The sequence below is a fragment of the Chitiniphilus purpureus genome, assembly GCF_025642115.1.
GTDB classification, from domain to species: Bacteria; Pseudomonadota; Gammaproteobacteria; order Burkholderiales; family Chitinibacteraceae; genus Chitiniphilus; species Chitiniphilus purpureus.
On sequence record NZ_CP106753.1, the window covers coordinates 1,641,196 to 1,653,930 of the forward strand.

General features: G+C 64.5%; 17 protein-coding genes. 12 read left to right on the forward strand and 5 right to left on the reverse strand.

Annotated elements, in window-relative coordinates; all coding sequences use genetic code 11:
* Positions 1-8: 8 nt before the first annotated feature.
* Complete coding sequence (locus N8I74_RS07550; RefSeq protein WP_263126269.1) at positions 9-935, reverse strand: LysR family transcriptional regulator; 927 nt, start codon at positions 933-935, stop codon at positions 9-11.
* 121 nt (positions 936-1,056) lie between these two features.
* On the opposite strand from N8I74_RS07550, the gene N8I74_RS07555 reads away from it, so the two are divergent.
* Positions 1,057-1,665: an FMN-dependent NADH-azoreductase gene (locus tag N8I74_RS07555; RefSeq protein ID WP_263126271.1), complete on the forward strand. Its 609-nt coding sequence runs from the start codon at positions 1,057-1,059 to the stop codon at positions 1,663-1,665.
* 478 nt (positions 1,666-2,143) lie between these two features.
* Positions 2,144-2,677: a gluconokinase gene (locus N8I74_RS07560; protein ID WP_263126272.1), complete on the forward strand. Its 534-nt coding sequence runs from the start codon at positions 2,144-2,146 to the stop codon at positions 2,675-2,677.
* Here the strand turns inward: N8I74_RS07560 and N8I74_RS07565 are convergent.
* The 3 genes from N8I74_RS07565 to N8I74_RS07575 all read right to left on the reverse strand — a co-directional run bounded on the left by N8I74_RS07565 (position 2,662) and on the right by N8I74_RS07575 (position 4,631).
* On the reverse strand, positions 2,662-3,423 hold the full coding sequence (locus N8I74_RS07565; RefSeq protein WP_263126273.1) for a UDP-2,3-diacylglucosamine diphosphatase: 762 nt from the start codon (positions 3,421-3,423) through the stop codon (positions 2,662-2,664). The genes N8I74_RS07560 and N8I74_RS07565 overlap by 16 nt on opposite strands.
* Before the next feature lie 97 nt (positions 3,424-3,520).
* Positions 3,521-4,024 carry a peptidylprolyl isomerase gene (locus tag N8I74_RS07570; RefSeq protein WP_263126274.1) on the reverse strand — a complete coding sequence of 168 codons (504 nt, stop codon included), beginning with the start codon at positions 4,022-4,024 and terminating at the stop codon, positions 3,521-3,523.
* A gap of 16 nt (positions 4,025-4,040) precedes the next feature.
* Positions 4,041-4,631 (reverse strand): peptidylprolyl isomerase, encoded by a 591-nt coding sequence (locus tag N8I74_RS07575; RefSeq protein ID WP_456298714.1) that lies wholly within the window; start codon positions 4,629-4,631, stop codon positions 4,041-4,043.
* 94 nt (positions 4,632-4,725) lie between these two features.
* Between N8I74_RS07575 and coq7 the strand changes: the two genes are divergently transcribed.
* From coq7 to N8I74_RS07600, 5 genes are all read left to right on the forward strand, one after another.
* Positions 4,726-5,361 (forward strand): 2-polyprenyl-3-methyl-6-methoxy-1,4-benzoquinone monooxygenase, encoded by a 636-nt coding sequence (gene coq7, locus N8I74_RS07580; protein ID WP_263126276.1) that lies wholly within the window; start codon positions 4,726-4,728, stop codon positions 5,359-5,361.
* A gap of 211 nt (positions 5,362-5,572) precedes the next feature.
* Positions 5,573-6,847, forward strand: a complete 1,275-nt coding sequence (locus N8I74_RS07585; RefSeq protein WP_263126277.1) for an L-lactate MFS transporter — start codon at positions 5,573-5,575, stop codon at positions 6,845-6,847.
* Positions 6,848-6,966: 119 nt separating this feature from the next.
* Positions 6,967-7,794, forward strand: coding sequence for a formate/nitrite transporter family protein (locus N8I74_RS07590; RefSeq protein WP_263126278.1), 828 nt, complete (start codon positions 6,967-6,969; stop codon positions 7,792-7,794).
* Positions 7,791-8,429, forward strand: a complete 639-nt coding sequence (locus N8I74_RS07595; RefSeq protein ID WP_263126280.1) for a cytochrome b — start codon at positions 7,791-7,793, stop codon at positions 8,427-8,429. The genes N8I74_RS07590 and N8I74_RS07595 overlap by 4 nt, the downstream gene beginning before the upstream one ends.
* Positions 8,420-9,067, forward strand: coding sequence for an MCP four helix bundle domain-containing protein (locus tag N8I74_RS07600; protein WP_263126281.1), 648 nt, complete (start codon positions 8,420-8,422; stop codon positions 9,065-9,067). The genes N8I74_RS07595 and N8I74_RS07600 overlap by 10 nt, the downstream gene beginning before the upstream one ends.
* 10 nt (positions 9,068-9,077) lie before the next feature.
* On the opposite strand, the gene N8I74_RS07605 is transcribed toward N8I74_RS07600, so the two are convergent.
* Complete coding sequence (locus N8I74_RS07605; RefSeq protein ID WP_263126282.1) at positions 9,078-9,497, reverse strand: OsmC family protein; 420 nt, start codon at positions 9,495-9,497, stop codon at positions 9,078-9,080.
* Positions 9,498-9,963: 466 nt separating this feature from the next.
* On the opposite strand from N8I74_RS07605, the gene rplM reads away from it, so the two are divergent.
* The 5 genes from rplM (at position 9,964) to erpA (ending at position 12,686) form a co-directional block, all read left to right on the forward strand.
* The gene (rplM, locus tag N8I74_RS07610; protein ID WP_263126283.1) at positions 9,964-10,392 is read left to right on the forward strand and encodes a 50S ribosomal protein L13; all 429 of its coding nucleotides are present in this window, start codon (positions 9,964-9,966) and stop codon (positions 10,390-10,392) included.
* A gap of 11 nt (positions 10,393-10,403) precedes the next feature.
* Complete coding sequence (gene rpsI, locus N8I74_RS07615) at positions 10,404-10,796, forward strand: 30S ribosomal protein S9 (RefSeq protein WP_263126284.1); 393 nt, start codon at positions 10,404-10,406, stop codon at positions 10,794-10,796.
* 329 nt (positions 10,797-11,125) lie between these two features.
* Positions 11,126-11,848, forward strand: coding sequence for a DUF6776 family protein (locus N8I74_RS07620; protein ID WP_263126285.1), 723 nt, complete (start codon positions 11,126-11,128; stop codon positions 11,846-11,848).
* Positions 11,848-12,243, forward strand: a complete 396-nt coding sequence (locus N8I74_RS07625) for a bactofilin family protein (RefSeq protein ID WP_263126286.1) — start codon at positions 11,848-11,850, stop codon at positions 12,241-12,243. The genes N8I74_RS07620 and N8I74_RS07625 overlap by 1 nt, the downstream gene beginning before the upstream one ends.
* Before the next feature lie 92 nt (positions 12,244-12,335).
* Positions 12,336-12,686 (forward strand): iron-sulfur cluster insertion protein ErpA, encoded by a 351-nt coding sequence (erpA, locus tag N8I74_RS07630; RefSeq protein WP_408611889.1) that lies wholly within the window; start codon positions 12,336-12,338, stop codon positions 12,684-12,686.
* Positions 12,687-12,735 lie beyond the last annotated feature (49 nt).

The window sequence follows — 12,735 nt, forward strand, 5'->3', positions numbered from 1 at the left end:
CGGACAATCTACAGCCGCGCCGACACCCCATACACATTGGCATGCCCAGGCATGGTCTCGCCGAGGAAGTCCAGAAAGCTGCGCACGGCCGGCACCAGCCCGCGCCGCGACGGGAAGACTGCGTGCACCACGCCGGGCAGCGGTGCCCAGCCGGGCAGCACCGGGACCAGCTGGCCGTTCTGCAGCTCCTCCAGGCACAGGTAGTCGGGCAGGTAGGTGGCGCCGATGCCGGCCAGGACGGCGAATTTGAGCGTGAGCAGGTCGTCGGCGATATAGCGCGGTTGATGCTGGTAGGTGAACTCCGCGCCGTCCGGGCCCAGCAGCTTCCAGGTGGCACGCCCGTCCGGCGCGGACATTGCCACCGTGTCGAGCTGCGACAGTTCCTCGGGCCGCGTCGGCCGGCCCTGGCGCTGCAATTGCGCCGGGCTTGCCGCCAGTACGGTGGCGGTCACGCCCAGTTGCTTGACCACGAGACTGCCGCTGTCGGACAGGGTGGCGCGTACCCGCAGTGCCACGTCGATGCCTTCCTCGACCAGGTTCACCACCCGGTTGGTGACCAGCATGTCCACCCGTACCAAGGGATGCGCAGCCATGAAATGCGGCAGCATCTGGCCGACGATGGTCTGCGCCAGCGTGACCGGGCACGCCACGCGCACTGTGCCGCGCGGTTCGGCCTGCACCCGGGCGATGGCTTCGTCGGCGGCGGCGGCCTGTTCACGCATTGCCGCGCAATGGCGGTAATAGATCTCGCCGATCTCGGTCAGCGACAATTTGCGCGTGGTGCGTTGCAACAGCCGTACGCCCAGCCGTGCTTCCAGCTCGGCCACGCGCCTGGACAACCGCGATTTCGGGATGCCGAGCATGCGCCCGGCGGCGGCAAAGCCCCCACGCTCGACCACCTCGGCGAAGTACAGCATGTCATTCAGGTCTTGCATCGCAGATCGTCCTGCTGGTGGAACAATCAATTGCATTTTGGCATGCTTATCAGCCAATCACCACATCAGCAGAATCTCTCCCATACCGAACCGCACGGTTACCCTATAAGGAGAGCGCATCATGAAACTGCTGCATATCGATTCCAGCGTGCTTGCCGCCAATTCCGTCTCGCGCCAGCTGACCGCGCGTATCGTCGCCCAGTGGCAGGCCACCCATCCAGGCACCGAGGTGCAATACCTGGACTTGGCCGATCAGGCCCCGGCGCACCTGTCCGGCGAAATCCTGGGCGCGCAGTTCACCGCGGCCGAGACGCACAACGAACTGCAAAAGGCCGAGCTTGCGCAGACCGAAGCGTATCTGCAGCAGTTTCTCGCTGCCGACGTGGTGGTGGTCGGCGCGCCGATGTACAACTTTTCGGTACCGAGCCAGCTCAAGGCGTGGATCGACCGGCTGGCCCAGTCCGGGCGCACCTTCAAATACACCGCCGAGGGGCCGGTCGGCCTTGCCGGCGGCAAGACCGTCATCGTCGCCTCCAGCCGCGGCGGCGTGTACTCGTCGCAGGCCATGTCCGCGCTCGACCATCAGGAAGCGTACCTGACCACGGTATTCAACTTCTTCGGCATCACCGACGTGCGCTTCGTGCGTGCCGAGGGGGTGAACATGGGTGAGCAGAAGAAGGCCGAAGCGATGGCCGACGCCGAGCGCAACATCGTCGCGCTGGCCGCCTGAACATCGGATCGCCGGTGCGTCCCGCCTCGGGCGGGGCATGCCGGCGCCCTGGATCGGGCGGTCCGGGCCCGCAACGTGTGGCAGGTGGCCCAGCCGCGGTAGGGCCGCCGTGGCTGCGGTGCTACAGTGATCAGCAGCGCAACCGATGCCCGAATGCCATGCCTGCATTACCCATCCTGCTCCCAGCCATTGGCGTCACCTTGCCCATGATGCACAGGACGGCCACCGTGTGTGACCGGTGCCTGCGTGTCGCTGCCTGCCAAACGACCCAGGCGCTGCGAAGGCGGCTACCGCATCGTACCGGCGCAGCCGGAGTGGAGGGCCGGGCGGCCGGCACGCGTTCCCCTGAGGCTGTCGTCCGCAGCAACGTCCTGTGGCAGCGGTACGGCACTACGACCGGGCCACTGGCCGATGCCTCTTGGCATCGCCACCCGGGTCGCCTGCCTGGACGGCCGCAACCATGATGGGTGGGCATGACATGGGTACGACCCGGGCCGCTGCACCCACCTGCATCGTGATGGGGGTTTCCGGCAGCGGCAAGAGCACGCTGGGCGAAGCATTGGCCACCGCGCTCGGTGCGCGCTTCATCGATGGGGACGACCTGCATCCGCGTGCCAATGTGCTGAAGATGGCGGCAGGACAGCCACTGGACGATACCGACCGTGCCCCGTGGCTTGCGCGGATCAACGACGTGGTGTTCAGTCTGGCGCGTCAGGGCCGGCGCGGCGTGATTGCCTGTTCGGCGCTCAAGCGCGTCTACCGCGACTGCATCCGGCGGGACAATCCGCGTGTACTGTTCATCCATCTGGAAGTCACGCCGGCACAACTGGCGGCCCGGCTCGCTGCACGGCACGACCACTTCATGGATGCACGCCTGCTGCAAACCCAGTTCGATGCGCTGGAGCTGCCAGGTGCCGACGAGACCGACGTGCTGCGGATCGAAGCCGATCCTCCGCCCGAAGCCGTGCTGGCCCGTGTGCTTGCCGCTGTGCGCGGCTATCCGGGTGGCTGAAGCGGGGCGGGATCGGCGAGTGGTTCGCCTGCCAGTGTCAGCAAGCGCGCATCCTGCTGCGTCAGGCGCAGCAATCCGCCCTGGCCTTCGTGCCAATCCGGCAGCACCCAGCGCGTGCCGGATGTTTCGTTATGCCGCGCCGGGCGGTGGGTATGGCCATGCACCAGCAAGGCGACGCCGGCTGCCTGCATGGCGTGTGTGACTGCATCGCGGTTCACATCCATCACATAGGATGCCTTGCCGCGGTTCATTGCCTGCGACCGGGCACGCAGCGCACCCGCCTCGCGGTTGCGCCAGCCGTAGGGCAGGTGCCGCCACAGCCATTGCACCATGCGGTTGCGTACCACCCGGCGAAAGCGCTGGTAGCCGGCATCGTCGGTGCACAGGGTGTCGCCGTGCATCAGCAGCAGTGGTGTGCCGAATGGGGCGATCACGGTCGGATCGGGCAGCAGGGTGAGCCTGGCGACCTGGGCAAAGCGCGCACCGCACAGGAAGTCCCGGTTGCCGGGCATGAAGTAGACCGGCACGCCTGCTGCGCCCAGCGCGGTCAGCCGGGCTGCGACAGCGGCATAGAACGGCTCGCGCAACTGGTCGTCACCGATCCATACCTCAAAGAGATCGCCAAGGATGTACAACGCCGCCGCCTCGCGGGCCGGTCCGTCGGCGAAATGCGCGAAGGCCGCCGCCGTGGCCGGGTCGGCAGGTGAGAGGTGCAGGTCGGAAATCAGGAGGACCGGACGGGGCACGATGGCAGGCGGGCGCTGGGAAAGAGCGCATGTTGCCATGCGAACGAAAAACGCGGCTACCGGAGCCGCGTTTCGGGGGCAGCCAGAGGGCAGCCTGCTACTGCTGCACCTCGGCCTTCTCGATCAGCACGTCCTCGACCGGCACGTCCTGATGAAAACCACGGCTGCCGGTCTTGACACCCTTGATGGCGTCGACCACCTCGCGGCCCTTGACCACCTTGCCGAACACGGCATAGCCGAAGCCTTGCGGCGTCGGCATCTGGAAGTTGAGGAAGTCGTTGTTGGCCACGTTGATGAAGAACTGCGCCGACGCCGAATGCGGGTCGGGGGTGCGTGCCATCGCCACGGTATAGGCTTCGTTCTTCAGGCCGTTGGCGGCCTCGTTCTCGATCGGATCGCGCGCGGGCTTTTGCTTCAGGCCCGGCTCGAAGCCGCCGCCCTGCACCATGAAGCCGTTGATGACACGGTGGAACACCGTGCCGTCGTAGTGGCCGTCGTTCACGTACTGCACAAAGTTGGCCACGGTCTTGGGGGCCTTGGCCTCATCCAGCTCCAGCTCGATCTCGCCGAGGCTGGTGGTCAGTTTCACATGGGTTGTCATGGCGTGCTCCTTTCGATTATTTGCTGGTCTTGGCCGGCTTGGCGGCCTTGGGCTCTTCCTTGGCCGGCGGCAGTTCGCGGGCGCTGTGCAGCACCACAGGCTCCGCCGGTGCGTCGCCTGGCATCACCTGCACCTTGGCAATCTCATCCACCACGTTCATGCCCGAAATCACTTTGCCGAATACGGTATAGCCCCAGCCGTCGAACGAGGGCCAGTTCAGCGAATCGTTGTTCTTCAGATTGATGTAGAACTGGCTGGTGGCCGAGTGTGGATCGCCAGTGCGTGCCATCGCCAGCATGCCGCGGTCGTTCTTGAGGCCGGCCTCGACGGTGGCCTTGGCTTCGTTCTTGATCGGGGGCCGGGTGGGCTTCTGGTTGCCCTTGGCGTCGTAGCCGCCACCCTGGACCACGAAGTCGCGCACCACGCGGTGGAACTGGGTGCCGTCGTAATGCTTGTCCCGCACATACTGCAGGAAGTTGGCGACCGAGGCGGGGGCTTGCTCGGGATAGAGTTCAAGCACGATCTTGCCCTTGTTGGTCGTCAGCTCGACTTGCGGATCAGCCGCGAAGGCGGTTCCGGCGAGGGCGATAAGTGCAGCGAAAAGCATGGATTTCATCGGGATCGTCACCAGAGTAAAAATCGGGGCCAATCATAGCATGGGCCCGGTGTTAGAATTGCCCGCGCTCCATGAGGTCGCCGCCATGCCCAGACTGCCTACGCTCGATACCCTGATCTGCGAATTCGACACCGCCTTGCGCACACTGGCTGCGCGCGCGACCAGCGCCAGGGCGCATCCGGATGCACATGTGGAGGAGACCGAGCTGGACGACGCCCAGCGCCGCCACGCGGCCGGCCTGATGCGCGTCAACCACTGCGGCGAGATCTGCGCCCAGGCGCTCTACCAGGGCCAGGCGCTGACCGCCCGCGATCCCGCCATGCGCGATGCGTTGCGCCGGGCCGCGCACGAGGAAGTCGAGCACCTGGCGTGGACCGAACGGCGCATCCACGAGCTGGGCGGGCACACCAGCCTCTTCAATCCCTTGTGGTATGCCGGCAGCCTTGCCATCGGGGTGACCGCGGGGCTGGTCGGCGATCGCTGGAACCTGGGTTTCCTGGCCGAGACCGAGCGCCAGGTCGGCGCCCATCTGGCGGGCCATCTGCGTCAGCTGCCGCCCCAGGATGCCAAGAGCCGCGCCATCGTCGAGCAGATGCACCTGGACGAGACCCAGCACGCCGAGCTTGCCGACCAGTTGGGCGCGGCCCCGCTGCCGGTGCCGGTCAGGACACTGATGGGTGCTGCCTCCAAGGTGATGACCACGCTCGCCTACCGCTTCTGAGCCTGCCCCTGGCAACAATCACGGCGCCGGGTTCGCCGCGGTTGATGCCTGTCAATCCCGCTTCCCGCCTATCGGTGCAAGCTGACTCCCATATCGAGCCATCGATGTCCGGTGCGTGCCGACAGCGTGCCGCCCGCGGCAGCACGCCTTCCGTGCCGCCGGCCGATGGCGCCGCTGCGGCGGTACAGGCTGTGACACAGGGAGCAAAGCGATGAAGGTCAAGAACCGGTGGTTGATTGCCGCATCGGGCGTGGGGATCCACATCTCGATCGGTTCAGTCTACGCATGGAGTGTGTTTTCCAAGCCGTTGATGGCGCAGATGGGCTGGAGCCTCAAGGAGGTGGGTTTCGCCTTCGGGCTGGCCATCTTCATGCTCGGCATGTCCGCTGCGGTGATGGGCCATGTGGTCGAGAAGCGCGGCCCACGCTTTTCCGGCACCCTTTCGGCGATCTTCTGGTCGGTGGGGCTGCTCGGATCGGGCGTTGCGATCGAGCTGGGCAATCTGTGGCTGCTCTATCTGTGCTACGGCGTGATCGGCGGCATCGGCCTCGGTACCGGCTATGTGACGCCGGTCTCCACGCTGATGAAATGGTTTCCCGACCGGCGCGGCCTTGCCACCGGGCTTGCCATCATGGGTTTTGGCTTCGCCTCGTTCCTGGGCGCGCCGCTGATGGCCGAGCTGATCCAGTCGGTGGGCATCGCCAACACCTTTTTCGCACTGGGTACGCTCTATGCGCTGGTGATGCTGGCCTCGGCACGCTATCTGGCACCACCACCGGCCGACTGGCGTCCCGCGGGCTTTGACGCCGCCGTCGCCGGTGGCAGGAAGAGGCCGCAGATGGACCTAATGCCGATGACCGCCAATGAGGCGGTCAAGACCAAGCCGTTCTATGGGCTGTGGTTGATGATGTTCATCAACATCACCTGCGGCATCGCGGTGATCTCGGTGGCCTCGCCGATGGCGCAGGAGGTGACCGGCATGGGGGCGCTGGCCGCCGGCGCGGTGGTCGGCATGATCGGGCTGTTCAACGGTGCCGGCCGCCTGGCGTGGGCATCGTTCTCGGACGTGCTGGGTCGCCCCAATACCTATATCGCGTTCTTCCTGATCGAGGTGCTGGCGTTCTACCTGCTGCCTTCGCTGAACGAAGTGCTGATGTTCCAGGTGGTGCTGTACCTGATCATGACCTGCTACGGCGGCGGTTTCTCCACACTGCCGGCCTACATCGGCGATCTGTTCGGCACCAAGCAGGTCAGCGCCATCCATGGTTATGTGCTGACCGCGTGGGCGATGGCGGGCCTGGTCGGCTCATCGTTCGCCTCGTTCCTGCGCGAAGCCACCGGCAGCTATGCGGCGATGACCACGGTGTTTGCGGCGATCTTCCTGGTGGCGCTGGCGGTATCGGTGGCGATGAAACTCTTTGTGCAGCGTGAACTGGCGCGCCGGACACCGGTGCCCGGGACGGTGATGGCGAAGGACGCCGCCTGATCCGTCGACGGCCATGCCATCGGGAAGGGTACCGTGGGTGCCTTTCCCGTTGGCGCTGCCGGTCGACGTGCCGCCTGCTTTATGATTGATTGCCTTCACCATCGAACCGGACCGTCTTCATGGCCCAGATCCTGACGCCATCGTATCTCGTCAACTACATCAACGACGCGGCGCGTCACAAGGCGGGGCTGCACCCGCCCCGGTTGCTGGTGATGTCGTGCCTGGGCGGCATCTACATCGCACTGGGCGGTCTGCTGGCGCTGGTGGTGGCGGGCGGGGCCACCGGTCTTCTGGCGGCCAATCCGGGGCTGGACAAGCTGTTGTTCGGCGCGGTGTTCCCGGTGGGATTCATCGCCGTGGTGCTGACCGGCGCCGATCTCTTCACTTCCAACTGTGCCATGCAGATGGTGCCGTTGTTCCGCCGCCAGATCCGCCTTGAGGAAGTGGCGCGGGTCTGGTGCCTGTCCTATCTGGGCAACCTCATCGGGGCGCTGTTCGCGGCCTGGGGGTTTGCCTACCTTACCGGTATGCTCGACGCCACCCAACCCTGGACGCCGTATCTGCAACGGCTGGCAGAGCACAAGGTGCACCAGCCCTTCCTGGTGGTGTTCATCAAGGGCGTGCTTGCCAATATGCTGGTCTGTGTGGCCGCCTGGCAGGGTTATTCGGCGAAGGATACGCTGGGGCGCATGGTCGGGATCTGGGCGCCGGTGATGACCTTTGTGGCGCTGGGCATGGAGCACAGCATTGCCAACCTGTTCTTCATCCCGGCGGCGATGCTGGCCGGGCTGGAGGTGACCACCACCGAATTCGTGCTGCAGAACCTGGTGCCGGCCACGCTTGGCAATCTGGTCGGCGGGGCGCTGCTGGTCGGCCTGCCTTATGCCTGGCTCTACACCGAGACCGAAGGCAAGGTCGATCAACCCAGCGATATCGATCTGCCATGAGCTCAGTCGCCCATCCCGCCCGCTACCACCCGCTTTCGGTGCTGCTGCATTGGGGCACAGCGGGCCTGGTGCTGCTGACGCTGGGCAGCGCGCTGGTGCTGGCCCGGTTCCCGCCCGCGCCATCGCTGAGGGCGGTGCTGCTCGATGTCCACCTGATTGCCGGCCAGCTGCTCTTCCTGGCGCAGCTGCTGCAGTTGATGCTGTTTAGTGCCTTTGGTACGCCCACTCCGGACGGGCTGGATGCACAGCAGGTGCATGTTGCACGGGTGCTGCACGCGCTGCTCTACGGCACGGTCGGTTTCCTTGCCTGCAGCGGTACCCTGCTGGCACTGGCCTATGCCGCCGGCAAACCGGTGCTGGGGTGGAAGGTGCCCGTGCTGCTGAGCGGTCCGGCTGTCGGACTCCTGCGTCAGGTGCATGGCATGGCCGGGCTGTGCTTCGTGGTGTTCTGCGCGGCGCACGCGGTGTTCGCCTGCTGCATGCATTACCTGGGCAAGCGGGGCACGCTCAGGAAGATGGCGATCGAAGGTGCGTTGGTCGACTATCTGGCCGCGCCCGAGCCTGTCGCAGGCTATGCCTGCACCGACCGGTCCGACCGGGATGGCGGTGGCATGAGAGGGCCGCCATGCAGCTGACGGTCAATCAGCGCCTGATCGCGATCATTGCGGGCGCCATCGTCGCACTGCTGGCGACCGGCCTGATCGGCTTTCTCGGCTCGCAACGGCTGTCGGAGACGCTGCGCCACACCGACCAGACGCTCATCCACAGTCTTGCCACCCTGTCAGGCATCGAGCGCGATTTCCTGCTGATCCGGGTGAACGCGCTCTATCACCTCTCCTATGACCGTCCCGAGCGCAAGGTGCCGCACGAGCGCATTGTCCGGCGCAACATCGAGTCGATCGAAAAACAGCTGCAGGAATATGCCGCCGGGCTCGCAGTCACAGCCCGCGACCGGGAGCTTCTGCAGCGCGACCGGCAGTTGTTCGAGCAATACCGCAGCGCGCTGGAGAAGGTGCTGTCCGCCTCCAATAGCGCCAACCGTGAAGCGGCCGTGCTGCTGATCGAAAGCGAATGGAAACCGGCTGGCGAACGGCTCACGCTGGCACTGGCCGAACACGCCCGTTACAAGGAACGGCTGGTCGAGCAGATGGCCCATGAATCGATGCAATCCGGGCAGCGCAATTCGCTGGCCGTGCTGATCGCCACCCTGGCGGGCATCGTGCTGGTGACTGCCGCAGGCCTGCTGCTCAAGCGCAACCTCGCCGCGCTCTGAGCGGATCGGGTCAGGCTGCTTCGACGATCTCGAAGTCGTGGGTGATCTGTGCCGTCTTGCCCAGCATGATCGATGCCGAGCAGTATTTCTCGGCCGACAGCTTGATCGCGCGCGCCACCTGCTCGGGCTTGAGGCTGCGGCCGGTGACAGTGAAATGCAGGTGGATGCGGGTGAATACCTTGGGATCTTCCGGTGCCCGCTCCGCATCCACGCTGACCACGCAATCGCGCACGTCCACACGGCTTTTCTTCAGGATATGGATCACGTCGTACGTGGCGCAGCCGGCGGTACCCATCAACACCATTTCCATCGGCCGCGGCCCCAGATTGCGGCCACCGCCTTCGGGCGGGCCGTCCATCAGTACGGCATGACCCGATTCGGACTGCGCAAGGAAGCTCACTTCCTCCACCCACTTGAGGCGAACCTTCATCTTTGGCTTTTCCTGATGTCGTGATGCGAAACGGGCATTCTAATCATTTGCCGTTCGGCGGACGAATCAGGCTGCGCGATATACAGGCCGGGCAGGGCACGTAGTGCGTGAAGCGCCGATTCTGTCGGCCATCCCGGCCGGGGGCTGCGTGGTGAGATGCCCCGCCTGAAGGCGCCCACGCACCGCGTCAAGGCATACAGTCAGGTCGGTCCGTTTTTATGCTGCGCTGCACAAGTAGCACTTGCTAATGGCGGTCGCTTCGCATACACTTGGTACTGCAACGTCAGGGCTTGCCTTGATGTTGTCTCCTCCATCCTCCTTCTTTGGTGGAATTCAGCGCAATCCGTCAGGGTTGCGTTTTTTTTGCGCGCGATCCACCAAACCCGGCAAAGCCGTTGACACCCCATTGCCATAGGGTCTAAAATCCGCGACTTTCTCGAATTCTGAATAATTGGAACGAGCAGTCATGAAAACCTTTTCTGCCAAGCCGCACGAGGTAAAGCGCGAGTGGTTCGTTGTCGATGCCACCGACAAGGTGCTGGGCCGTCTCGCGGCTGAGATCGCCAAGCGTCTGCGTGGTAAGCACAAAGCCGAATACACGCCGCACGTCGATACTGGCGACTACATCGTGGTGGTGAACGCAGACAAGCTGCGCGTGACCGGCGACAAGGCCACTTCGAAGAAGTACTACCGCCACTCGGGCCACCCTGGGGGCATTTACGAGCGCACCTTCAGCGAGCTGCAGGCCAAGTTCCCCGGCCGCGTGCTGGAAACTGCGGTCAAGGGCATGCTGCCGAAGGGTCCGCTCGGCTATGCCATGATCAAGAAGATGAAGGTCTATGCCGGCAATGATCATCCGCATGCCGCGCAGCAGCCGACAACGCTGGACATCTAAGGATAGTCATCATGGTAGGTAAGTATCATTACGGCACCGGCCGCCGCAAAAGCGCAATCGCCCGCGTGTTCCTGGCCAAGGGCAACGGCAACATCGTCGTCAACGGCAAGCCGCTGGATCAGTACTTCGCCCGCGAAACCGGCCGCATGGTCGTCCGCCAGCCGCTGGAAGTGACCCAGAGCCTCGAATCGTTCGACATCCTGGTCAATGTCTGCGGTGGTGGTGAAACCGGCCAGGCCGGCGCCGTGCGTCACGGCATCACCCGCGCGCTGATTGACTTCAATGCCGATCTGAAGGGCGCGCTCAAGGCCGCCGGCCTCGTGACCCGCGATGCGCGTGAAGTCGAGCGTAAGAAGGTCGGTCTGCACAAGGCCCGTCGCCGCAAGCAGTTCTCCAAGCGTTAAGCTGCTGCAGCAATCAGGAAAGCCGCACATGTTGCGGCTTTTTTGTTGCCACGAGTTGACAGCGTCTGTGCTGGCGCAAAGCGCGGCGGTCGCGTCAGTAAGGAGAGCTGCTAGAATCGGGCGCTGTTGCAACGGCACCGATGCGAGGGCAGCATGCTCCGTGGAATCCAGACCGATGATGATGTGGGAAAGCCGCAGACGGATATCGTCCACGTCGGTATCTCCATGATGGTCTTCAACATGGCCGGCCCAGGCGTGGCCGCTGCTTGTCCGGCTGCCACAGGGCCCCAACACAGCATGGGGCTGTGGCCGTTGCGGATGGACTGCTGATGCCGCTGCGCAAGCTGGGCCGTCTGCGCCGTGCACGTCTGTCGGCCGCACCGATGGTGCTGCAGCCGGCGCTGGGTTGGCGCGGCAGGTTGTGGCGATGGTGCTGCATGCTCTCGGTTGCCGCCGGAATCGGCGGCGGCGCTGCGTATTGGGGTTACCTGCGTGGCCTGGAGTCGGCTGCGGCAGACTTGTCGTCACGTGTGACCGATGCGCAGACCAACCGCAGTGCGCTCGATGCGAGTCGGATACGCGAGGACACACTGCATCAGCAGCTCAGGATGGCCGAATCGGCGCGCAGCGCCCTTGCACAGGCGCTGGCGCAGGCGCAGCAGGAGGCGGCACAGGCGCGTGAAGCCCTCGCGTTTTTCGACAGTCTGCTTACCAGCAACGATCGCGCAAGCCCCGCACGGTTTGCCGCATGTGAGTTCGAGCCGCGCACAGGCGTGCGCTGGCGTTACCGCGTACTGCTGGTGCAAGGCGTCGATCGCACTGCCGAATTGCAAGGCGAGCTGTTGATCAGCGTGCTGCTCAAGGATGGCGCCGCGCAGCAGCAACGGATGCAAGCATCCAGGCAACCGGTGCGGATGCGGCATTATCAGCGGATCGAAGGCGAGATCACCTTGCCGCCGGGCGCCAGGCCCATGCAACTGGAGGCGAGATTCCTGGCGGCGGGCGATGCCAGGGTAGTTGCGCAATGTCAGAAGAAGACGGGAGGCGTGTGATGTTCAAGAACAAGAAGGGCAGCCAGCGGATCGACAGCCTGATCGGACACGGCAGTACCGTGAGCGGCGATGTACAGTTTGTCGGTGGACTGCGCATCGACGGTGCAGTGGTCGGCAACGTGGTGGCACAGGACGAAAAGAACGGCACGCTGGTGGTGTCGGAAAAGGCCCATATCAATGGTCGGGTCAATTGCAGCCACCTTATCCTGAATGGTCAGATCACAGGACCGATCGAGGTCAGCCAATACGTCGAGCTGCAACCCAAGGCCCGGGTGCACGGCGATCTGACCTACAAGACGCTCGAAATGCATCCCGGGGCCATCGTCGAGGGACGCCTCGTACCGCTTGCCGGGGCCAGGCTGGTCGAGCCATCCGAGCCGCTGCAGGAAGTGTGAGCCAGGGGCGGCGTGACCAGCTGCGTTGACCGCGGTCGTACCGGCGCGCGATAATCCTAGTTGTTTAGTCAACTATTCTCGCGGAGTGCCCGATGAACATGGCCACCGACATGCCCATGCCTTTCGTCTTCACCGACAATGCGGCCGCCAAGGTCAAGGATCTGATCGATGAGGAAGGCAATCCGGACCTGAAGCTGCGCGTTTTCGTCACTGGCGGCGGCTGCTCGGGTTTCCAGTACGGCTTCACCTTCGACGAGATCGTCAATGACGACGATACCGAGGTCAGCAAGGGTGGGGTCACGCTGCTGATCGACCCGATGAGCTACCAGTATCTGGTGGGAGCGGAAATCGATTATGTCGAGAGCCTCGAAGGCTCGCAGTTCACCATCAAGAATCCGAATGCCCAATCGACCTGCGGCTGCGGTTCCTCATTCTCGGTCTGATGCCGCCGATGCGGTGACGCTGGCGCCGCGCCGCCAGCCAGGATGGACG

Excerpts from the sequence above, each read along its gene's own strand:
- N8I74_RS07550 (WP_263126269.1), bottom strand. The coding sequence starts at position 935 with ATGCAAGACCTGAATGACATGCTGTACTTCGCCGAGGTGGTCGAGCGT.
- N8I74_RS07555 (WP_263126271.1), top strand. The coding sequence starts at position 1,057 with ATGAAACTGCTGCATATCGATTCCAGCGTGCTTGCCGCCAATTCCGTC.
- N8I74_RS07560 (WP_263126272.1), top strand. The coding sequence starts at position 2,144 with ATGGGTACGACCCGGGCCGCTGCACCCACCTGCATCGTGATGGGGGTT.
- N8I74_RS07570 (WP_263126274.1), bottom strand. The coding sequence starts at position 4,024 with ATGACAACCCATGTGAAACTGACCACCAGCCTCGGCGAGATCGAGCTG.
- N8I74_RS07575 (WP_456298714.1), bottom strand. The coding sequence starts at position 4,631 with ATGCTTTTCGCTGCACTTATCGCCCTCGCCGGAACCGCCTTCGCGGCT.
- coq7 (WP_263126276.1), top strand. The coding sequence starts at position 4,726 with ATGCCCAGACTGCCTACGCTCGATACCCTGATCTGCGAATTCGACACC.
- N8I74_RS07585 (WP_263126277.1), top strand. The coding sequence starts at position 5,573 with ATGAAGGTCAAGAACCGGTGGTTGATTGCCGCATCGGGCGTGGGGATC.
- N8I74_RS07590 (WP_263126278.1), top strand. The coding sequence starts at position 6,967 with ATGGCCCAGATCCTGACGCCATCGTATCTCGTCAACTACATCAACGAC.
- N8I74_RS07595 (WP_263126280.1), top strand. The coding sequence starts at position 7,791 with ATGAGCTCAGTCGCCCATCCCGCCCGCTACCACCCGCTTTCGGTGCTG.
- N8I74_RS07600 (WP_263126281.1), top strand. The coding sequence starts at position 8,420 with ATGCAGCTGACGGTCAATCAGCGCCTGATCGCGATCATTGCGGGCGCC.
- N8I74_RS07605 (WP_263126282.1), bottom strand. The coding sequence starts at position 9,497 with ATGAAGGTTCGCCTCAAGTGGGTGGAGGAAGTGAGCTTCCTTGCGCAG.
- rplM (WP_263126283.1), top strand. The coding sequence starts at position 9,964 with ATGAAAACCTTTTCTGCCAAGCCGCACGAGGTAAAGCGCGAGTGGTTC.
- rpsI (WP_263126284.1), top strand. The coding sequence starts at position 10,404 with ATGGTAGGTAAGTATCATTACGGCACCGGCCGCCGCAAAAGCGCAATC.
- N8I74_RS07620 (WP_263126285.1), top strand. The coding sequence starts at position 11,126 with ATGCCGCTGCGCAAGCTGGGCCGTCTGCGCCGTGCACGTCTGTCGGCC.
- N8I74_RS07625 (WP_263126286.1), top strand. The coding sequence starts at position 11,848 with ATGTTCAAGAACAAGAAGGGCAGCCAGCGGATCGACAGCCTGATCGGA.
- erpA (WP_408611889.1), top strand. The coding sequence starts at position 12,336 with ATGAACATGGCCACCGACATGCCCATGCCTTTCGTCTTCACCGACAAT.